The following is a 21,527-nucleotide window of genomic DNA, read 5'->3' as shown; positions in this document are numbered from 1 at the left end:
CAGATGATCAAATCTCAGAAAGTATTAAAAAGGAGGCACCAAAATGAATGAAAAAGGGATATCTCTGGTTCAGTTAAGACAGAGAAAAACACGTCAGACAGCAGCACTTTTTCTGGCACCTGTTATCATTTTATTAGTAGTATTTATCGCGTATCCGATTATTGATACATTTATTACAAGCGGATACCAGTGGAATGGTATTTCCGCAGACAAGAAGATGGTAGGACTTGCAAACTGGGCAAAACTGATCAAAGATACAAAATTCTGGATAGCATTTAAGAACAACGTTATTATCATGATCGTATCTATCATTATCCAGATTCCGTTAGGACTTGCAATGGCAACATTCCTTGACTTTGGCGGTAAGAAACTTACAATTTTCAAGGTTATCTGGTTTATTCCAATGCTTATGTCTTCTGTTGCAATTGGTTTCCTTTTCACATACGCACTTGCAACAAACGGAGGTATTGTCAGCACAATTTCCGGATGGTTCGGAGGGGGCAACATTGACCTTCTTGGTAATCCGAAATTAGCATTGATCACAGTTATTCTTATCATTGCATGGCAGTTTACACCATTCTACATGGTTTACTTTATGGCTGGTTATACAAACATCCCATATGATGTATTTGAAGCAGCAAGAATTGATGGTGCTACAAGAGGACAGTATTTCTGGAAGATTGCACTTCCACTTCTTATTCCGTCAATTAAGAGTGCAGCTATCCTTTCAATGGTTGGATCTCTGAAATACTTCGATCTGATCTATGTTATGACAGGCGGCGGTCCTGGTACATCTACAGAGCTGATGGCAACCTATATGTACAAAGAATCATTCAAGAACTTTAACATGGGTTATGGTTCAGCCATTGCAGGAGGTATGTTTATCCTGATTACAATGGTATCTATGATTACTATGAAACTTATAAACGGAAAACAGGAGGATTAAGGGATGGACAGCTATAAGAAAAGTAGAAGAAAAAGCATCATAGCCTGGGTCATTGCTTTTGTTCTTGCTATCGGTGCAGCAATTGTATCATTTACACCTTTTATATTCATGGTGCTGAACTCATTCAAAGAGAAATTTGAGATGCTTACCAAGGGTGTATTCCAGCTTCCTGATCAACTGAACTGGTCCAATTACACTGAGGTACTTACAGGAGGGTTTGCAAATTACTTTAAGAACAGTGTGATCGTTCTTGCAATCTCCCTGATCCTGCTGCTGTTTATTTCAGCATGCGCTTCTTATCCTCTGGCAAGATTTAAGTTTAAAATGGCACAGCCGATTTATGCGATCATTGTAGCCTGTATGTCTATTCCTGTACATATTACATTGATCCCTGTATTCAAAATGTCAAAGTCAACAGGACTTTATGATACAATCTGGTCACTGATCGGACCGTATGTCGCATTCGCAGTTCCGATTTCCGTATTTATCCTGACCAGCTTTATGAAAGAGATTCCGAGAGAAATCGAAGAATCTGCTGAAATTGACGGATGTGGAAAGATTCAGATGTTCTTCTCCATGATCCTGCCGCTTTCCAAACCCGGAATGGCGACACTGGCAATTTACAATGGTGTAAATATGTGGAATGAATTCTCATTTGTAAATACACTGACACAGTCTGCCCAGAATCGTACCCTGCCGTTGGCAATCTGGGAATTTCAGGGACAGTATTCTATGAATACACCAATGATCATGGCGGTTCTTACATTAACACTTTTACCAATGGTTATCATGTTTATTATTTTCCAGGATAAACTGGTAAAAGGTATGACTGCAGGTGCTGTAAAGGGTTGATTCTTTCTGCGAAATCTGTTGTATCCATTTACCATTGAACATGGTATGATATTGGGGAGATAAAATCCCCCCCTGATCATGTGGGTATATGTGAAATTATGTGACAGATGAGGAAAGACAACATGAACAAATGGAAAACAAAATTCAGCCACTGGAAATTTGATAAAAAAATACTTTTACTTGTGACCGTCAGTATTCTTATTGTAACGCTGACGGTTGCAGGTGTTTCTCTGACTTTTTCTATAGCATCGATGAAAGAGCAGTCTGTAGAACTTCTGCAGATGCAGAATAATACAGTTGCGGAATCTTTTAAGGGATCAATGGATTCATATAAAGAAATCGTATTGGGTACGATCATGGATGATTCTGTGCAGAATTACTGCAGGCAGGTGCAGAAAAATGAGCTGAAGACAGCAGACATTGATGCAGTTTACAGCAAGCTGGAGAATCTGAATAATATGTATGAGAGTCTGAACTTTGCTGCCATTGTCAGTTCGGATTATAAGAGTTACTACTACAGAGGAAAGGGTTCTTTATCAGTTACGCAGTTTGAAGAAGTGTATCCCCAGGCATATGAGAGAAGCAAATATGCGCAGAAAGGAACGCTGAAAGTTTCCTATAACAACGATTATTATAAAGGGAACAGATATACATTGAGTCTGTATTATCCATTATATGATACCAGAAAAGTATTTGATGCAAGAGGGCTTCTGTGCATGAATTTCGATGATCCGGCAGTACAGAGGATGCTGGCCGTGGGAGATTCTTCAGCAGAAACAAGAGTAGTTGACACAGGTGGAATGATACTGCTTTCGAATGATAAAGAGGAGACAGGCCGTTACGTAAATTACATAGATGAGATGGAAAAAGGGATACAGATATTTACAAAGAATGGGAATATGTATGTATGCCAGAAGATTAAGAACTGGAATTATTATGTAGTCAGTTCGATTTCTTTTTATAAACTGATGGAATCAGGATTCCATATAATGGTTGTTGTGATTCTGGTTCTGATCATAGTGCTGATCATAGTAAGCATTATTATAAGAGCACTGGTCAGGAAAATGTATCAGCCCCTTAATAAGGTAGTATCTAATATGGATTATGTTGCGACAGGTTCCCTGAGAACAAGGATCAATGTTGACAATATGGGCGAGGATTTTGCCAAGCTTGCAATTGGTTTTAACTCTATGATGGATGAAATCGAGGTGTTGATGGAACAGGTAAAACTGGAACAGCATCAGCTGGAGCAGATTCGTTTTAATGCCCTTCAGTCGCAGATTCAGCCGCATTTTCTTTATAATACACTGGAATGTATCCACTGGCAGGCGATTGCCGAAGGAAATAAAGAGATTTCCACAATGGTAAAGGCGCTGGCGAAATATTACAGGATCTGTCTCAGCAAAGGGCATGATGTGATCACGATCAGAGAAGAAGTAGAGCACATCAGGAATTATATGATTATCCAGAACATGAGATACGACAACATTATCGGAAGTGAGATTGTTGTAGAATCTCAGGTGGAAGAAAGCCTGATACCGAAGCTGACCCTGCAGCCACTGGTAGAGAATTCCATTTATCATGGAATGAAAGTAAAAGAGGGAAAAACAGGTACACTTTATCTTACAGCATATAAAAATGAGGATGAAGTTATCATAAAGGTATCAGATACAGGCACAGGAATGAGTCAGGAACAGATAGATGAAATGAATGAACAGCTCTCCAGATACGAGGATTCCTTTGGATATGGAGTGCGAAACGTAAACAAGAGGATTGAACTTCTTTTTGGGGAGGGATATGGTCTTAATTACCAGAAGAATGATTCGGGTGGAGTAACTGTCGTGATCCATCTGCCATATCAGACAGAAATCAAAAAGAACACAGCAGGAGGCGAGCGGACGTGTGTATAGAGTACTGATTGTTGATGACGAAAAGATGATACGCATGGGTATGAAAAATGCCATAGACTGGAAGAAACTGGGAGTAGATGACGTATTTACTGCTGCGTCAGGAAACGAGGCTTTGAAGATTCTTAAAGAAGAAGGTCCTGAAATTATGGTTACAGATATCCAGATGACAGAAATGACAGGACTGGAACTGATTAAAGCGGCCAGAGAATCAGTACCTGAACTGCGTGTGATCGTGCTTACAGGCTTTGATAATTTTGAGTATGCAAGAGAGAGCCTGCGGCTTCAGGTGCAGGATTTCTTCCTGAAACCGATTGATGAAGATGATCTTTTCAATGCGATAGAAAAGCAGATAAAAGAACTGAAAGAGCAGGAAAACAAAGAGCAGAATCAGGCCAGAGTGTGGCGCTCTCAAGGCTCTGTAGTGCAGATGAGACTGGAGCAGTGCATGAGGAATTTGGTGCATACAAAAGCAGATAAAGAGATGCAGTTGTATATTCTCCAGAAAGATTTTCAGTTTGATATTAAGCAGAAAATGAGCCTGATTCTTCTGGAACAGGGAATGTATACAGAACAGCAGAATGACGGGAAATTCCGTGCAATGACTGTTAAAAATGTCTGCATGAGCATGGTGGATTCCCAAAACAGAGGAATCACATTTGTAGATGATGACGGTACGATTGCGATTGTCTGTTTTGAAAAGGATGATGACGACAGCGTTCTGGAACAGATTGAAGAATTGTCGGATGTACTGAAGGATGAATTTGAATATAAACCAAAGATTACGGTTGGAAGTGCTGTGCAAGGATTTGAAAATCTGGCAATTTCCTACAATGATGCCAGATATCTTCTGGAACATGAAAAAAAGAATATTCAGGACATTATACAGACGATGGGGGCTCAGAACAAGAAGAAAATCTTCTGGGAAACCTATGCAGAACTGCGAAATATCATGATTTCCAATATAGGAACTCCAGATTATGTACTAAAGGCATTTAATACCTTTACTAAGGCAACGGAATCCTATAATCTTTCTCCTTCTGCTGTGCGCAGATGTTGTTTCGAGATTGCCTCCTCTTTGATTTTTTCCTACATGGAAGAATCGTGTGAGGTGGAAGAAGGAAAGTTGGATGCACTCTCCAAGAGTCTGTCATCAGCAGGAAAAGAAGAGGCCTGTGAGATTACGAGAATGTTTATTGAGCAGCTTATTGAAAATGATGAAGAGGATGTACATTATACCATTTCCAATGCCAGACACTATATAGATGAGCATCTTGCAGAGGATATTTCGGTTTCCAGCATTGCGGAAAGTCTCTATATCACACCGAATTATTTCTCCAGATTATTTAAGCGGATTACAGGTGAAGGATGTAATGAATACATTGTCAGAAAGAGGATTGAGAAGGCGAAGAGCCTTCTGGAAACTACCAGCATCAAGACTGGAAAGATTGCTATGATGGTAGGATACAGAGATACGAATTATTTCTCACTGGCATTTAAGAAACATACAGGAAAATCTCCGACGAAATACAGAGAAGAAATGCAGAATACATAATGCAGGAGTAGCGGGCTGCGCTGAGGCTTTGTTAATACCTGCTGAATAATTATCAAATTATATAAACAGGAGGATCTGAAATGAAAGATCACAGAAAAGAAAGAGCAGAAGCAAGAAAAAAAGCAGAAAAACTGGTATCACAGATGACGCTTCTGGAGAAGGCTTCCCAGTTAAAATACGATGCTGCTCCCGTGAAAAGACTGGGTGTTCCGGCATACAATTACTGGAATGAAGCACTGCATGGAGTGGCCAGAGCAGGTGTGGCAACCATGTTCCCACAGGCAATTGCGATGGCTGCAGTATTTGACGATGAAGAGATGAAAAAAGTTGGCGATATCATTGCAACTGAGGGAAGAGCAAAATACAATGCATATTCTGCAAAAGAAGACAGAGATATTTACAAGGGTCTTACTTTCTGGTCCCCCAATGTAAACATTTTCAGAGATCCGAGATGGGGCAGAGGGCATGAAACCTATGGTGAGGATCCATATCTGACGTCCAGACTTGGCGTGAAATTCGTAGAAGGAATCCAGGGTGACGGACCTGTAATGAAAGCGGCAGCATGTGCAAAGCATTATGCAGTGCACAGCGGTCCGGAATCGCTCAGACATGAATTTGATGCACAGGCAAGCATGAAGGATATGTGGGAAACATATCTTCCGGCTTTTGAAGCGCTTGTAACAGAAGCGGATGTTGAGGCTGTAATGGGTGCTTATAACAGGACAAACGGAGAACCCTGCTGTGCACATAAATATCTTATGGAAGATGTCCTGAGAGGAAAATGGAAATTCGAAGGTCATTATACTTCTGACTGCTGGGCAATCCGTGACTTTCATGAACATCACATGGTAACTTCCACACCAAGACAGTCCGCTGCTATGGCATTAAATGCAGGCTGTGACCTGAACTGTGGAAATACCTATCTTCATATGATGGGAGCTTATCAGGATGGACTGGTAACAGAAGAAAAAATTACAGAATCCGCAGTAAGACTGCTGACAACCAGATATCTGCTGGGCCTGTTTGACGGAAGTGAATATGATAAGATACCGTATAGTGTGGTAGAGTGCAAAGAGCACATTGATGAAGCTCTTAAGATGGCAAGAAAGAGCTGCGTACTTCTGAAGAATGATGGAGTTCTTCCGATTGATAAAACAAAAGTAAATACTATTGGTGTCATCGGCCCGAATGCAGACAGCCGTGCAGCTCTTATTGGAAATTATCATGGAACATCTTCAGAATATATTACTGTTCTTGAAGGAATCCGTGAAGAAGCAGGTGACGATGTAAGGATCCTTTACTCTCAGGGATGTGATTTATATAAAGACAAAGTTGAAAATCTGGCATGGGATCAGGACAGAATTTCTGAGGCAGTAATTACAGCTGAAAACAGCGATGTAGTCATACTCTGCGTAGGTCTTAATGAGACTCTGGAGGGAGAAGAAGGAGATACCGGAAACAGTGATGCATCCGGGGACAAAGTTGATCTTCATCTTCCGAAAGTACAGGAAGAACTGATCGAGAAAGTAACAGCAGTAGGAAAACCTACCATCGTAGTTCTGATGGCAGGAAGTGCGATTGACCTGAATTATGCGCAGGATAACTGTAATGGAATCCTTCTTGCATGGTATCCGGGAGCAAGAGGCGGACGTGCAATAGCAGATCTTCTCTTCGGAAAAGAATCTCCATCAGGAAAACTTCCGATAACCTTCTATAAAGACCTGGAAGGAATGCCGGAATTTACAGATTACTCTATGAAAAACAGAACTTACCGTTATATGGAAAAAGAGGCACTTTATCCATTTGGATACGGACTTACATACAGTGATACCTGCGTAACAGAAGCAGAGGTTGTCGGTGAAGTATCAGCAGAGTCCGATATCATGTTAAAAGCAACTGTTAAGAACAATGGAACAGTAGATACAGATGAAGTTGTTCAGGTGTATATCAAAGACCTTGATTCTCCGCTTGCAGTTCGTAACTACAGTCTCTGCGGATTTAAGAGAGTATCTCTGAAAGCGGGAGAAGAGAAATCTGTAGAATTTACAATTTCTAATAAAGCAATGAATATAGTTGATGAAGATGGAAATCGTTACATCGCAGGAAAACATTTCCGTTTATTTGCAGGAGTATCCCAGCCGGATACAAGAAGTGCAGAACTGACAGGACATAAGCCGGCTGAGGTAGAAATTGCACTTTAATCGAACGGAGTAAGTATTCTGTTTCAATTGCGAAAAGTAACATAAAATAAAAACCATATTATATATGGACAGGAGGAACACAGACATGAAAAACAAAATTAAAAAAATATTACTTCTTGGAATGACAGCCATGTTTACTGCCGGTGCAGCAGGCACAGCAGTTATATCCTGTCCTGTATGGGCAGATGAAGCAGAACAAAACTCTGAGACTGCAGAAGAGCCAAAAGCAGAAGATGCAGCTGTGGAAGAAGAAATTGCTGATCAGACAGATGATAAAACAGAAAATATAGATTTAAAAACTGTAGAACATCCAAGAATGTCTGTCTATTCCATTCGCAGATTTTCCATTGTAAAGGACGGCGAAGAAGTATTTCAGATCAAACAGGAACCGGCAGATTATAAGATGGATTTCGACTACTGGGAAATTACCAATCCGTATGATGAGACTGCAACAGTAAACACAGAGAATATGTATGAAATGTTTGGAGTGCTGGCTGCTTTTGATCTCAGCAACGGCGTCGATGCAGCAAATACAGATACCGGACTGGATAATACAAAGACATATTTTACAGTAGATTTTGTAAATACAGTTAACGATGACACAGCAAAAGAAACGCAGGATGCAGATGCAACAGCAACGATCCTTATTGGAAATACAGATGAGAATGGTGACTATTATGCATGCGTAAAAGGATACGAAGAGGCTGTTTATATGCTTTCAAAAGAGTCGGTGAACAGTCTTCTGGAGCTGAAACCGTTTAATTTGATCCTGAAGATTCCGGCATTGGTAAATATTGATACACTTGACAGTGTGGATATGAGCATTGGAAAGAAAACCTATACCATGAAGCTGGATGGCAGCGATTATAAATTCGGAAAGAAAACTGTAAAGAAGGAGAAATTTACTGAATTATATCAGGCGCTTCAAAGTATAATGCTTGATTCGGAAGTCGAAGAAACAAAAGATGCAGCAGATAAGGAAGAAGTGCTGACTGTAACATTCCACAGAAACACAGAAGAAGCTCCGGAAGTAACTCTGAAATATTTTGCATATGATGATACTTATGATAGTCTGGAAATCAATGGAACCGAGAGATTTCTTGTGAAAGCGGAAGATGTGGATGCACTGGTAAAACAAATCAAAAAAGCTTTTTAACCGAATCAAGTAAGCTCCTTCTGATAAACTGCGAAGCAGTTATTCGGTGTAGAGCTACGTAGCGAAGCGGATGATTTTATCTGATTGATTAAAGAAATATAGATATTGCAAACAGCAAAAACGGATTGCGGGTTCACGTTGAACGGCAATCCGTTTTTGGGTTATATTTTAAATTTTTTATAGCTTTGTTAATTGTAAACAGTGATTATTCTCCCTGATAGTTAAACCAGTCAAAGTCAGCATAATTAGTACTTGGCTGATGGTTGGAACTTGTATACATACCGATGTATGTTCCGGTAAATCCGTTATTTACTACAGAACTTAACAGAGAAGCATCCAGTCCTCTGACAAGCGGGAGCATTTCCTGATCTGTGTATCCGTAATAGAAGTCATAATCAGTAGTATTACCCTGAACACTGAGGTAGAGGCGTTTTACATCTTTGATTTCAGTTTCTGCAAGCAAAGATTTTGTACCATTTTCTGTTTGGTAAGCCTGAAGGAATGGCTTTCCGTCTTTCTGAACTAATACCATAAGATAATGGAAACGGTCATCCTGTACAAGAGCAATTCCGGCCTCTTCATTCTCGTTTGCAGGAGTAAATTCCATAGCTGTTTTTGCCAGGAATACTTTGTGACGTTGTCTGCGTCCTATGAAAGAAGGAAGACAGATTTCGTTCAGAACTTCTTTTCTTGTATACAGACGCAGATATCCGAAGCGGTCTGTCAGAGAATAAATTTGTTTAACTGGCGGATGAATGGTATTCCACTGCATCTGCAGAGTATCACATTCGAAGTTATCAGATTCAGGCATTAATGGATAAATGGTCTTAGGTAGATCCGGAAGACGGTCTTCTGTCTGGACAAGTCCTGTTTCGTTATCAACCATAGGCCATCCGTCCTCGGCCCATATAATTGGAACCATAAAGGTCTCGCGGCCAAGATTATAATGTCCTCCTTCATATGGACGCACAGCCAGAAGGACCATCCACCATTCACCATTCTGAGTTTCTACGATATCAGCATGTCCTGTAACAGAAATCGGGTTCAACAGAGGCATGTGTCTGTGACTAACAATCGGATTTCTCGGGCAGATTTCGTAATCTCCCTGAATTGTACGGCAGCGGGCCATCTGTACACTGTGATTTACGAAAGTACCACCTTCTGCAACAAGGAGATAATACCATCCGTCCTTCTTGTAAATATGCGGAGCCTCAATCCATTTACTGCGTGTTTTTACACCATCCCAGATAATGTAACGAGGTCCCTTGAACTGGAAGGTTTCCGGATCAAGCTCGTTCAGATAGATACCATGATGTCCTTCATAAAGGCAGTCAGGACTGATGTAGTTGCCTACATACCACAGAGAACCGTCATCATCAAAGAAAAGACTGGAGTCGATGCCGTCTGCACCTTTTACAACAATCGGATTACTCCACGGGCCGGCAGGATTTTTTGCTGTAATAATATAATTGTCACGTTCTGCTTCACGTCCTGCAGATACGAAAGTGTTAATGATGTAATAAGTTCCGTTATGATAACGGATACTTGGTGCCCATAATCCTTCAGAAGTTTCGCAGTTTTTATAGTCAAGCTGCTCTGGTCTGTGGATTCCATGACCAACCTGTTCCCAGTGAACCAGATCCTTACTGTGGAAAATCGGCAGTCCCGGATAATAAACGAATGAAGAAGTAACCATATAATAATCATCTCCTACCCGGCAGATAGAAGGGTCAGGATAAAAACCGGGAAGAAGCGGATTGTGATATGTATTTTGAAGCATAAAAAGAACCTCCTTAAAAAAACTATAATCATTTTAACTATAGGGCAAAATTATAAGAAGTAAAATAGAAATAAGTTTCTATCTGATGGAAAAAACAGCACAGTTTTTGCTGTTTAACCGAATCAAATAAGTCCCCTGTGGAGGTTGCGAATATCCGCTTGACGCAAATTAATCTGTATAATCTGTAGTATACGGATTTATACATAAAATATTTTGACACACGGACAAATGTCTTTTGATGATTGACATGATGGATAGAATTGGTTATAATCGGAATAATTACTGAGCGTATAACAAAGGAGGAGCACGAAGATGTATTCAATCGACGACGTAGCAAAGACAGACAAGGATATCGCAGATCTGATCGAGGCGGAGCTTGCACGCCAGAATTCCCATATTGAGCTGATCGCTTCAGAGAACTGGGTAAGTAAAGCAGTTATGGCAGCAATGGGAAGCCCTCTTACCAATAAATATGCGGAGGGATATCCGGGGAAGAGATTTTACGGCGGATGTTCCTGCGTGGACGAGGTAGAAGCTCTTGCAATCGAACGTGCGAAAGAATTATTCGGATGTGAATATGCAAATGTACAGCCACACTCCGGAGCACAGGCAAACATGGCAGTTTTCTTTGCAATGCTGCAGCCGGGAGATACTGTAATGGGTATGAATCTGGATCATGGTGGACATCTGACACATGGAAGTCCTGCAAATATGTCCGGAACCTACTTCAAGCCAGTATATTATGGAGTAAATGATGACGGCGTGATCGATTATGAAGAAGTCAGAAGAATTGCAATTGAGAATAAACCAAAGCTGATCGTAGCAGGTGCAAGTGCCTATGCCAGAGTTATTGATTTTAAGAAATTCCGTGAGATCGCAGATGAAGTTGGGGCTTATCTGATGGTGGATATGGCGCATATCGCCGGTCTGGTAGCAGGTGGACAGCATCCAAGCCCGATTCCTTATGCAGACGTTGTAACAACAACCACACACAAAACCCTGCGCGGACCAAGAGGCGGCCTGATCTTAAGCAGCGCAGAGAATGCAAAGAAATTCAATTTTAATAAAGCAGTATTCCCGGGAATCCAAGGTGGTCCTCTGATGCACGTGATCGCTGCCAAGGCAGTATGTTTCAAAGAAGCGCTTCAGCCGGAATTTAAGGATTATGCAAAGATGATCATTGAGAATGCGCAGGCACTTTGCAAAGGACTCCAGAAACGAGGAATTGATATCGTTTCCGGTGGTACAGACAATCATCTGATGCTTGTAGATCTCAGAAGCCTGGGCGTTACAGGCAAGCAGATGGAGAATCTTCTTGATGAAGTAAACATTACCTGTAATAAGAATGCAATTCCAAATGATCCCCAGTCTCCATTTGTTACAAGCGGTGTACGTCTCGGAACAGCAGCAGTTACTTCACGAGGCATGAAACCGGAAGATATGGATAAGATTGCAGAAGCAATTGCTATGACCTTAAAAGAAGAAGGCAGCCAGGAAAAGGCAAAGGCAATCGTCAAAGAACTTACAGACAAATATCCTCTGGTTGGATAAATAAATCATACAAAATAATGTATAAAAGCGAAATGCATGGTTCATGAGTGAACAGCACTTCGCTTTTATTTATTATGTCGCTGAATCGAGAAACTTATTTAACCGAATCAAGTAAGTCCCCTGCGGAGGTTACAAAAAGCAATAAGCAGTGGGTGGTGATCTTAACCAAATTATACCAAAATTATCCAAATAAAATCATGGATTTTTTTCAGAAAACGTAGTATAGTAACAATAGCTGATAATAAGTTACTGAGAACAGAGTGAACAGTAACGATGATATATCACAGTATATTGAAAACAATAACAGAGAGCAGGTGACAGAATTTGGAAAAAGTGATAATCATAGGTGCCGGACCTGCAGGAATTTCCGCTGCGCTTTATGCAGTTCGTGGAAATCTGGATCCCCTGGTGATCAATAATGGGATCGGTGCTTTGGAAAAAGCAGAGAAAATAGAAAATTATTACGGACTGGAACATCCGTTGTCCGGTCAGGAATTATATGATACAGGAATCGCTCAGGCGAAAGCACTGGGCGTACGAATATTGGATGCACAGGTTCTGGGAGTCGGCGGGTTTGATACTTTTGTGGTAAAAACTACAGAAGGTGAATTCGAGACTCAGAGTCTGATTCTTGCAACAGGAAGTAAGCGCGCTGCACCGAAGATCCCGGGTGTTAAAGAATTTGAGGGAAAAGGTGTCAGCTACTGTGCAATCTGCGATGCCTTCTTTTACAGAGGCAAGGATGTAGCAGTTCTTGGAAACGGTGATTTCGCCATGCATGAAGCAAAGGAATTGTCAAATACTGCTTCTACAGTAACCATTTATACAAACGGTGAAGAACCGAAATTTACACCTGAAGAAAATATCAGTGTAAACACAATGAAGATCCAGTCTGTAGAGGGCGATGATCTGGTATCCGGAATCCGTCTTGAACCTGATGTGCAGGCAGAGGAAATAAAGGCAGAAGCAGGTCAGCAGGCAAATGATTTCTGTCCTGCAGAGGGTGTATTTATTGCAATGGGAACTGCAGGCAGTACTGAGATTGCCCGCCAGATGGGAGCTGAACTTACGGAAAAAGGAAACATTAAAGTTAACGAAAATATGGAAACAACCATCCCGGGACTCTATGCGGCAGGTGATTGTACAGGCGGGCTTCTTCAGGTGGCGAAAGCTGTATATGAGGGAGCACAGGCAGGTATTAATGCAGGGAAGTATGTAAGATCTTTAAAATAAAAGAATAAGCAAAGGAGATATAAATCATGGCAAAAGAGATTACAACAGCAAACTTCGAAACAGAAGTATTAAAATCTGAGAAACCGGTTCTTATAGATTTCTGGGCAACATGGTGTGGACCATGTATGCGTCAGGGTCCGGTTGTAGAAGAACTGGCAGAAGAGGGATACGCAGTGGGAAAAGTAGATGTAGATCAGAATATGGCACTTGCACAGCAGTTTCGTGTAGTCAGCATTCCGACACTGATCCTGTTCAAAGACGGTGCGGAAGTGAAACGCTTCGTAGGTCTTACTTCCAAAGAAGAGCTGAAGAGTGCACTGGAAGGCTAAAGATTTATGAAGATTTTATTAGTGGCATGCAATGCAAAATATATTCATTCTAATCTTGCTGTTTATGATCTGCAGGCATATGCATCTGATTACGCAGATCATATTGTATTAAAGGAATATACCATCAACCAGCAGAAAGATGATATCATGCGTGATATTTATCTGGAGCATCCTGATGTGGTATGCGTGTCCTGTTATATCTGGAACCTTTCTTTTGTAAAAGAACTGATGGCAGATCTGATAAAGATTCTTCCGGGCGCCGACTTTTGGGCCGGCGGTCCGGAAGTTTCTTATGATGCGGAGAAATTCCTGACAGAAAACTCAGAATTTAAAGGTGTTATGGTCGGGGAAGGTGAAGAAACATTTAAAGAACTTGCCGGATATTATGTGGAAAAAAATCCGCAGGATCTGAAAGATATGACAGGAATCTGTTACAGAGACGGAGATCAGATCATACATAATGGATGGCGCCAGATTATGGACTTAAGCAGTATTCCGTTCATTTACAAAGATCTGTCTGAGTTTAAGAACAGGATCATTTATTATGAAAGCAGCAGAGGATGTCCTTTCTCCTGCAGTTACTGTCTTTCTTCCATTGATAAGAAACTGCGTTTCAGAGATACAGAGACAGTAAAGAAAGAGCTGCAGTTTTTTATAGACAATAAGGTTCCGCAGGTAAAGTTTGTAGACCGTACCTTTAACTGTAAACACGATCATGCAATGGCAATCTGGAAGTATATTAATGAACACGATAATGGTGTGACAAACTTCCATTTTGAGATTTCAGCAGATTTGTTAAGAGAAGAGGAACTGCAGGAAATGTCCACCATGCGCCCGGGTCTGATTCAGCTGGAGATCGGAGTACAGTCAACAAATCCGGACACGATTAAGGCAATTCACAGAACTATGGATTTTGAAAAATTGAAAGGAATTGTTGACAGAATCCACAGCTTTGGAAATATCCATCAGCATCTGGATCTGATTGCAGGACTTCCCTATGAAGATTACGACAGCTTCCGGCATTCCTTTAATGATGTTTATGCACTGAAACCACAGCAGCTTCAGCTGGGCTTTTTGAAGGTGTTAAAGGGTTCCCATATGATGGAGATGTGCAGGGAATATGGTATTGTATACAAAACACAGGAGCCTTATGAGGTACTTTCCACGAAGTGGCTGGATTATGACCATGTTTTGAAGCTGAAAACTGTGGAAAATATGGTGGAAGTGTATTATAATAGTGGACAATTCCAGAATACACTTGAATATCTGGAAAACTTTTTCCAGGATGCTTTCTCGATTTATGAGAGACTGGGCAGCTTTTACATGGAAAAGGGCTATGGTGATGTTTCTCACACAAGAATGAGAAGATATGAGATCCTGCTGGAATTTCTGGAGGATGTGCCGGAGATTTCCATGGATCAGGTAAAAGACCAGATGGTATATGATCTCTATCTGAGAGAAAACTTGAAAAGCCGTCCTGGCTTTGCCAGAGATCAGAAGCCTTTTGAGAGACAGATATGGGACTTCAGAAAACGGGAAAAAGTGGCAAAGAATGCACATGTGGAAGTATTTGCAGATGGAACAGTGCTGCTGTTTAACTATGCAGACCGTGATCCGCTGACTAACAATGCTCATGTGACAGATGTGACGAAAGATGTGTTTGAGAACCTGAACAGAGATTAAAGAGGTGAAGAGAAATGGGAATGTTTAATCCAAAGAACCGTAAAGTGATCACAGCAATTATTGCAATCATTCTGGTACTGGCAATGGTAGTGCCGACAGTTCTGTCTCTGATCGTATAATAAATTTTCGGAGGAAAAGAATGAGACTGGGACAGGCGGCAATGGAGGCTCTGAGGGCAGAAATAACCGGATGCCTGAAACCGGGAGATGAACTGGTGGTGGCATGTCCGGTGGCTCTGAAAGGAACCTCTGTAATAGCAAAAAATAAAAAGGACAAACTGGCAGAGAGATTCTCTGCCGGTTTTATTCAGAATTGCGTTTCACTTTGGGATGCTTATGGAGCCGGCAGTATTGTCTGGAAAATTGCGCAGGAGGCAGATGCCAGCGCATTATATGCTATGGGCGAGGGCGGTTTTTTAAGTGCGCTCTGGAAGATGGCAGAAGCCTCAGAAGTAGGACTGGAAGCAGACTTCCGTAAGGTACCGATTCGTCAGGAGACCATAGAAGTGTGCGAGATTTTTGACCTGAATCCATATAAGCTTCAGGCAGATGGAGCAGTATTGATTGGAATCCGCGGAGGTGAAGCACTGGTACAGAGACTTCGCAATGAGGGATTTATGGCAGAGGTCATCGGTCAGACAAACAGTGGCAATGACCGGCTTCTCTACAGTGGCGGCAGTGCCCGATATCTGGAACGTCCGACAGAGGATGAACTGCAGCAACTTCTCAAAGAGTAACTGCAGGAAACTTAAGAGACAATTTTCTAAGAAAAGACAGACGATTAATAACAAGAGGAATAAAAACAAAATGGCAAAATTAAATATTGTACTTCATGAGCCGGAGATTCCTGCAAACACAGGAAATATCGGCCGTACCTGTGTGGCAACAGGAACCAGACTCCATCTTATCGAGCCTCTGGGATTTTCCTTAAGTGAGAAAGCCTTAAAGAGAGCAGGAATGGATTACTGGAAAGATCTGGATGTAACTACATATCTGGACTTTGAGGACTTTCTGGAGAAGAATCCCGGGGCAAAAATTTACTATGCAACAACAAAAGCACCTCAGACTTATACTGATGTTCATTATGAAGAAGACTGCTACATTATGTTTGGAAAAGAGAGCGCAGGAATCCCGGAGGACATTCTGGTCAACAATCAGGAAACCTGTGTAAGAATCCCTATGATCGGAGATATCCGTTCTCTGAACCTGAGCAATTCCGTAGCAATTGTTCTGTACGAGGCACTGCGCCAGAATAATTTTGACCACATGAATCTGGAAGGACACCTGAGAAACTACGACTGGAAATAATCACAGTAAGCAGACAGGAGGAGTTATATGCCAAATACCACAAAAGCAGCTCTGGAAGAATCCCTGAAACGGCTTCTTCTGAAGAAACCTCTGGACAAGATCACGATAACAGATATTACCACAGACTGTGGAATAAGCCGCATGGCTTTTTATTATCATTTCAAGGATATTTATGATCTGGTTGAATGGTCCTGTGTGGAAGATGGGACAAAAGCCCTTCAGGGCAAAAAGACTTCTGAGTCCTGGACAGAAGGGCTGACCCAGATATTTGAGGCAGTGCTGGAAAACAAACCGTTTATTATGAATGTTTACAGAAATGTGGACAGGGAGCGGATAGAAAATTATCTTTTTAAATTAACCTATGATCTGATCGTGGGTGTGGTGGAAGAAAAAAGCAAGGGTCTGAATATCACAGAAGAGGATAAGAAATTTATTGCAGACTTCTATAAATATGGTTTTGTGGGAATCATGCTTGAGTGGATCAGGGAAGGAATGAAAGAAAATATTGAAGATCTGGTAAGAATGATGGATCTGACACTTCGCGATACAGTGACCACATCCATTCATAACTTTCAGAAAAATAATATGGAAAAATAATCATATAAAAATTCTTTACAAAAGCCGCAGGGTGATAAAAAACTTATCATTCGGCGGCTTTTGTAAATTGTAGAATCATATTTTAACTGTTAATATACAGCCATAGCAACAAACAAATCATTCAGACGGATGAAATGCTTATGATATGGGAAACATACAGATAAGAATGTAAAAGTCAGGAAGATGTCTTGACGGGAAATGGGTAAAGCAGAGAGAACGAAAAGCATTTAAAATCACAGAGATGAAAGAATTTCTAAAGAAGAATTGAAGAAAGGTGGATGTGTATTATGAGTAAAAATAAAGGTTTAGGACTTGTATCCGCATTGGCAGTTGGAGCAGGTGTGGCAGCAGTGGCAGCAGGAAAGAAGTATAAAACAGCTGAGACAAAGAAAAAAGAAGATTATGACGCACTTCATAATACAAGTGAATATCGCAATACAGAACGTGGAAAATATGAGAAAAACAGTAAGGGAATTTATTATACAAACGGTAACTATGAAGCATTTGCACGTCCAAGAAAGCCGGAAGGCGTAGATGATAAACATGCTTATATCGTAGGAAGCGGACTGGCTTCTCTTGCAGCAGCCTGTTTCCTTGTACGTGACGGACAGATGCCCGGAAAGAATATCCACATTCTGGAAGCAATGGATATTGCAGGCGGTGCATGTGACGGTATCTTTGATCCGAGCCGCGGATATGTGATGCGTGGGGGACGTGAGATGGAAAACCATTTCGAGTGCTTATGGGATCTTTTCAGAAGTATTCCATCCATTGAAACACCTGGTGTATCTGTACTTGATGAATACTACTGGCTGAATAAGGAAGACCCCAACTATTCTCTCTGTCGTGCAACAAAAGAGAGAGGCAAGGATGCTCATACAGACGGTAAATTCAATCTGAGCCAGAAGGGCTGCATGGAGATCATGAAGCTGTTCATGACAAAGGATGAAGATCTTTATGACAAGACAATTGAGGATGTATTTGACGATGAAGTATTTGATTCCACATTCTGGTTATACTGGAGAACTATGTTCGCATTTGAGAACTGGCACAGTGCACTGGAAATGAAACTGTACTTCCAGAGATTTATCCATCACATTTCCGGACTTCCGGATTTCAGCGCCCTGAAATTTACTAAATACAATCAGTATGAATCCCTGATTCTGCCAATGCAGAAATATCTGGAAGAAGCAGGCGTTGAATTCCAGTTCAATACAGAGGTTACAAACGTACTCTTTGAGTTTGAAGGCAATAAGAAGATTGCAAAAGCAATCGAGTGTAAGGTGAATGGCGTAGAAAAGGGAATTGTTCTTACAGAAAACGACTTTGTATTTGTGACAAACGGAAGCTGTACAGAGGGAACCATCTATGGCGATCAGAATCATGCACCGAACGGAGATGCAGAAGTTCGTACAAGTGGATGCTGGAGTCTCTGGAAAAATATTGCAAAACAGGATCCGTCCTTCGGACATCCTGAGAAATTCTGTTCTGATATTGCTAAGACAAATTGGGAGTCAGCAACAGTGACTACTCTGGATGATAAGATCATTCCTTATATTACAGATATCTGCAAACGTGATCCGAGAACAGGCAAGGTTGTTACAGGCGGTATTGTAAGCTGTCAGGATTCCAGCTGGTTATTAAGCTGGACGATCAACAGACAGGGACAGTTCAAGGATCAGGACAAAGACAAGGTTTGTGTATGGGTATATGGTCTGTTTACAGATGTACCTGGTGATTATATCAAGAAGCCTATGAAGGAGTGTACAGGTAAGGAAATCACAGAAGAGTGGCTCTATCATCTTGGCGTTCCGGTTGACCAGATTGAAGACATGGCTGAGAACAGTGCAGTTTGTGTACCGACCATGATGCCTTATATTACAGCATTCTTTATGCCGAGAACAAAGGGTGACAGACCTGATGTTATTCCGGATGGCTGTGTAAACTTCGCATTCCTCGGACAGTTTGCCGATACACCAAGAGATACTGTATTTACTACTGAATATTCCGTAAGAACTGCTATGGAGGCTGTATATGGACTTCTTGGTGTTGACAGAGGTGTGCCGGAAGTATGGGGCAGTGTTTATGATATCAGAGAATTACTGGATAGCAGTGTGAAGCTGATGGATGGAAAATCTCCACTGGAGATCGAACTTCCGGGACCACTGGATATGCTGAAGAAACCGCTTTTGAAAGCTGTTAAGGGAACTGTGGTCGAGAAAGTACTCAGAGATCATGATGTGATCAAAGATTATATGATGTAAATATAGAGATGTAAGTGATATGAAAAGGCTGCAGGAGATATCCGGCAGCCTTTTTGTAAAGCCGTTAAAAGTTGATGGAAAGTTGCGTTGGTAAAGAAAAAACAGGTTGCAAATTAAAAAGACAGATGATAATATATAATGAAATATATAGAAAAAATTGATTGGGACAATAAAAAGTCTGAAAAAACAAGTAAATATGATAATATATTGGAAGCTTTACTGTAATAATGAATGTGTGGCGCAGGGAGGGCTTTCAAGGGAGCGAAAGGAGGTTTTTTTATGGAACTTGAGATGTATCGCAGGTATTCGCAGATGGCAAGAGGTATTGAGAAGGCTGAGTTGGTGTTTAAAAATGGGTGTGTGTTCAGTTCTGGTACGGGAGAATTTATTGATGGTGATGTGGCTGTTGCAGATGGAATTGTGATCGGAGTCGGTACATACGAAGGAGAGACAGAGATTGATCTGGAAGGAAAAGTAATCTGTCCGGGATTTATCGACAGTCATCTGCATCTGGAATCTACTCTGGTGACGCCGGGTGAGCTGGTCCGGCAGGCTGCACAGTGTGGAACTACAACATTTATTGTAGATCCTCATGAGTCTGCAAATGTATCCGGTACGGATGGAATTGATTATATCCTGGATCAGACAGAAGATGCACCGGCGAATGTATATGTAATGATGCCTTCCTGTGTTCCGGCGACTCATGTGGATGATAACGGGTGTATTCTTACAGCAGGAAAGATGAAGGGATATCTGGAACATCCGAGGATTCTGGGACTTGGTGAAGTGATGGATGCGCCTTCTGTGATTAACGGAAGTGTTGCCATGCATGAAAAGCTCCAGCTGTTTCAGGACAGAGTGAAGGATGGCCATGCACCGTTTCTGGCACCTGGAGATCTGGCAGCATATGTACTTGGCGGAATTGACACAGATCATGAGTGTGTGGATTATGAGTATGCAATGGCTGAGGCAAGAAATGGAATGCAGGTATTGATACGTGAGGGAAGTGCTGCAAGAAATCTGGATGCTATTGTGAAGGGGATTGTGGAACACCATACAGATACGTCAGGTTTCTGCTTCTGTACTGATGATAAGCATATTGAAGAAATCCGTAAAGAGGGACATATCAATTATAATGTAAAGCGTGCAGTACAGCTTGGACTTCCGGTTGAGAAAGCACTGCAGATGGCAACGATCCAGCCTGCAAGATGCTATGGTTTATACAGACTTGGAATGATCGCACCCGGAAGACAGGCAGATTTTGTCATTCTGGATAATGTGGCAGATCTGAATGTTGTAGATGTATATCATTGTGGTAAGAAGATCATTAAAGATGAGAAAGCAGAATTGAAACCATGTCCTCCATATCTGAAAAATACAGTTCATGTATCTGGGTTCAGTGAGGAACGTCTGAAAATGAAACATCCGGGAACAAAGGCAAGAGTGATTCAGATGCTTGAAAAACAGATTGTGACAAGGGATGTTCTGGAAGAGGTTCCATGGATAGAATCGGATGGTGAGAAATATTTTGCTCCGGACGGGGAATATCAGAAGATTGCAGTGATCGAGCGTCATAAGAATACGGGCAAGATGGGAGTGGGCATTGTAAAAGGCTATGGAATCCACGGCGGAGCCATTGCTTCCAGTGTTTCCCATGATTCCCACAATATTATTGTAGTAGGAGATAATGATCGTGATATGGCTATTGCTGTAAAAGAAATGATGCGGACGCAAGGTGGTTATACTCTGGTATGCAATGGAGAGATTTATGGAACCTTACCACTTCCTGTCATGGGACTGATGAGCGATGCCGGCTACGAGAGTGTAAACGAAGCACTTGCAAAAATGATTCCGAAGGCCTATGAGATGGGAGTGAAAGAAGGATTTGATCCGTTTATCACCTTGTCATTTATGGCACTTCCTGTGATTCCTGAAATCAGGATCACACCGAGAGGAATCTATCTCGTAAATGAAGACAGAATGCTGAGAACACCGTTTAGTTAAGGTGGGTGAAATGTCTTAAATGCATTATTTACGAGGATTGCCATAGAATAAAAAAATACCGTAATAAAAGTAAATGATATATACTTTTGTTACGGTATTTTTTATAGCAGTCCTCTCAGACACGCTCCAGGTAAGAGGGTTGTTACAGGTATATTTAAGACA

Annotated in this window: 16 protein-coding genes; 15 read left to right on the top strand and 1 reads right to left on the bottom strand. The window is 41.3% G+C overall.

What is annotated here, in order from left to right:
- Positions 1-43 precede the first annotated feature (43 nt).
- The 6 genes from I4V44_RS04460 (at position 44) to I4V44_RS04435 (ending at position 8,617) form a co-directional block, all read left to right on the top strand.
- Positions 44-946 (top strand): carbohydrate ABC transporter permease, encoded by a 903-nt coding sequence (locus I4V44_RS04460; protein ID WP_118338708.1) that lies wholly within the window; start codon positions 44-46, stop codon positions 944-946.
- A gap of 3 nt (positions 947-949) precedes the next feature.
- On the top strand, positions 950-1,798 hold the full coding sequence (locus I4V44_RS04455) for a carbohydrate ABC transporter permease (protein ID WP_118338709.1): 849 nt from the start codon (positions 950-952) through the stop codon (positions 1,796-1,798).
- Positions 1,799-1,920: 122 nt separating this feature from the next.
- Positions 1,921-3,708 (top strand): sensor histidine kinase, encoded by a 1,788-nt coding sequence (locus I4V44_RS04450; protein ID WP_196002394.1) that lies wholly within the window; start codon positions 1,921-1,923, stop codon positions 3,706-3,708.
- The gene (locus I4V44_RS04445) at positions 3,701-5,260 is read left to right on the top strand and encodes a response regulator (RefSeq protein ID WP_118338711.1); all 1,560 of its coding nucleotides are present in this window, start codon (positions 3,701-3,703) and stop codon (positions 5,258-5,260) included. Before I4V44_RS04450 ends, I4V44_RS04445 begins: the two co-directional genes overlap by 8 nt.
- Before the next feature lie 80 nt (positions 5,261-5,340).
- Positions 5,341-7,461 (top strand): glycoside hydrolase family 3 C-terminal domain-containing protein, encoded by a 2,121-nt coding sequence (locus I4V44_RS04440; RefSeq protein WP_062807252.1) that lies wholly within the window; start codon positions 5,341-5,343, stop codon positions 7,459-7,461.
- 85 nt (positions 7,462-7,546) lie between these two features.
- Positions 7,547-8,617, top strand: a complete 1,071-nt coding sequence (locus I4V44_RS04435; protein WP_196002393.1) for a hypothetical protein — start codon at positions 7,547-7,549, stop codon at positions 8,615-8,617.
- 205 nt (positions 8,618-8,822) lie between these two features.
- On the opposite strand, the gene I4V44_RS04430 is transcribed toward I4V44_RS04435, so the two are convergent.
- Entirely contained in the window at positions 8,823-10,397 is a 1,575-nt protein-coding gene (locus I4V44_RS04430) for a glycoside hydrolase family 43 protein (RefSeq protein ID WP_196002392.1), read from the bottom strand.
- A 312-nt stretch (positions 10,398-10,709) separates the two neighbouring features.
- Here I4V44_RS04430 and glyA point away from each other — a divergent pair, with 312 nt between their 5' ends.
- From glyA to ade, 9 genes are all read left to right on the top strand, one after another.
- Positions 10,710-11,948 carry a serine hydroxymethyltransferase gene (gene glyA, locus I4V44_RS04425; protein WP_196002391.1) on the top strand — a complete coding sequence of 413 codons (1,239 nt, stop codon included), beginning with the start codon at positions 10,710-10,712 and terminating at the stop codon, positions 11,946-11,948.
- Positions 11,949-12,272: 324 nt separating this feature from the next.
- Complete coding sequence (locus I4V44_RS04420; protein ID WP_022380391.1) at positions 12,273-13,181, top strand: NAD(P)/FAD-dependent oxidoreductase; 909 nt, start codon at positions 12,273-12,275, stop codon at positions 13,179-13,181.
- Positions 13,182-13,207: 26 nt separating this feature from the next.
- On the top strand, positions 13,208-13,510 hold the full coding sequence (trxA, locus tag I4V44_RS04415; protein ID WP_008705666.1) for a thioredoxin: 303 nt from the start codon (positions 13,208-13,210) through the stop codon (positions 13,508-13,510).
- Between the two features lie 6 nt (positions 13,511-13,516).
- Entirely contained in the window at positions 13,517-15,193 is a 1,677-nt protein-coding gene (locus I4V44_RS04410) for a B12-binding domain-containing radical SAM protein (RefSeq protein WP_196002390.1), read from the top strand.
- Positions 15,194-15,332: 139 nt separating this feature from the next.
- Positions 15,333-15,929 carry an AIR synthase-related protein gene (locus I4V44_RS04405; protein WP_118592765.1) on the top strand — a complete coding sequence of 199 codons (597 nt, stop codon included), beginning with the start codon at positions 15,333-15,335 and terminating at the stop codon, positions 15,927-15,929.
- A gap of 70 nt (positions 15,930-15,999) precedes the next feature.
- On the top strand, positions 16,000-16,500 hold the full coding sequence (locus tag I4V44_RS04400; RefSeq protein WP_008705660.1) for a tRNA (cytidine(34)-2'-O)-methyltransferase: 501 nt from the start codon (positions 16,000-16,002) through the stop codon (positions 16,498-16,500).
- Between the two features lie 27 nt (positions 16,501-16,527).
- Positions 16,528-17,097 (top strand): TetR/AcrR family transcriptional regulator, encoded by a 570-nt coding sequence (locus I4V44_RS04395; RefSeq protein WP_196002389.1) that lies wholly within the window; start codon positions 16,528-16,530, stop codon positions 17,095-17,097.
- 287 nt (positions 17,098-17,384) lie between these two features.
- Positions 17,385-19,361, top strand: a complete 1,977-nt coding sequence (locus I4V44_RS04390; protein ID WP_182434432.1) for an oleate hydratase — start codon at positions 17,385-17,387, stop codon at positions 19,359-19,361.
- A gap of 279 nt (positions 19,362-19,640) precedes the next feature.
- Positions 19,641-21,365 (top strand): adenine deaminase, encoded by a 1,725-nt coding sequence (gene ade / locus I4V44_RS04385; protein WP_196002388.1) that lies wholly within the window; start codon positions 19,641-19,643, stop codon positions 21,363-21,365.
- The last annotated feature ends 162 nt before the right edge of the window (positions 21,366-21,527 follow it).

The sequence above is a fragment of the Blautia sp. 1001283B150304_161114_C9 genome (assembly GCF_015668165.1).
In the GTDB taxonomy this organism is placed as follows: domain Bacteria; phylum Bacillota; class Clostridia; order Lachnospirales; family Lachnospiraceae; genus Blautia_A; species Blautia_A wexlerae.
The sequence above is the reverse complement of the archived record's forward strand: the minus strand, read 5'-3'. Positions and strand labels throughout refer to the sequence as shown.

Coding starts and splice junctions, on each gene's coding strand:
- I4V44_RS04400 (WP_008705660.1), top strand. CDS start 16,000: ATGGCAAAATTAAATATTGTACTTCATGAGCCGGAGATTCCTGCAAAC.
- I4V44_RS04435 (WP_196002393.1), top strand. CDS start 7,547: ATGAAAAACAAAATTAAAAAAATATTACTTCTTGGAATGACAGCCATG.
- I4V44_RS04460 (WP_118338708.1), top strand. CDS start 44: ATGAATGAAAAAGGGATATCTCTGGTTCAGTTAAGACAGAGAAAAACA.
- I4V44_RS04430 (WP_196002392.1), bottom strand. CDS start 10,397: ATGCTTCAAAATACATATCACAATCCGCTTCTTCCCGGTTTTTATCCT.
- I4V44_RS04390 (WP_182434432.1), top strand. CDS start 17,385: ATGAGTAAAAATAAAGGTTTAGGACTTGTATCCGCATTGGCAGTTGGA.
- I4V44_RS04450 (WP_196002394.1), top strand. CDS start 1,921: ATGAACAAATGGAAAACAAAATTCAGCCACTGGAAATTTGATAAAAAA.
- I4V44_RS04455 (WP_118338709.1), top strand. CDS start 950: ATGGACAGCTATAAGAAAAGTAGAAGAAAAAGCATCATAGCCTGGGTC.
- I4V44_RS04395 (WP_196002389.1), top strand. CDS start 16,528: ATGCCAAATACCACAAAAGCAGCTCTGGAAGAATCCCTGAAACGGCTT.
- I4V44_RS04405 (WP_118592765.1), top strand. CDS start 15,333: ATGAGACTGGGACAGGCGGCAATGGAGGCTCTGAGGGCAGAAATAACC.
- glyA (WP_196002391.1), top strand. CDS start 10,710: ATGTATTCAATCGACGACGTAGCAAAGACAGACAAGGATATCGCAGAT.
- ade (WP_196002388.1), top strand. CDS start 19,641: ATGGAACTTGAGATGTATCGCAGGTATTCGCAGATGGCAAGAGGTATT.
- trxA (WP_008705666.1), top strand. CDS start 13,208: ATGGCAAAAGAGATTACAACAGCAAACTTCGAAACAGAAGTATTAAAA.
- I4V44_RS04410 (WP_196002390.1), top strand. CDS start 13,517: ATGAAGATTTTATTAGTGGCATGCAATGCAAAATATATTCATTCTAAT.
- I4V44_RS04440 (WP_062807252.1), top strand. CDS start 5,341: ATGAAAGATCACAGAAAAGAAAGAGCAGAAGCAAGAAAAAAAGCAGAA.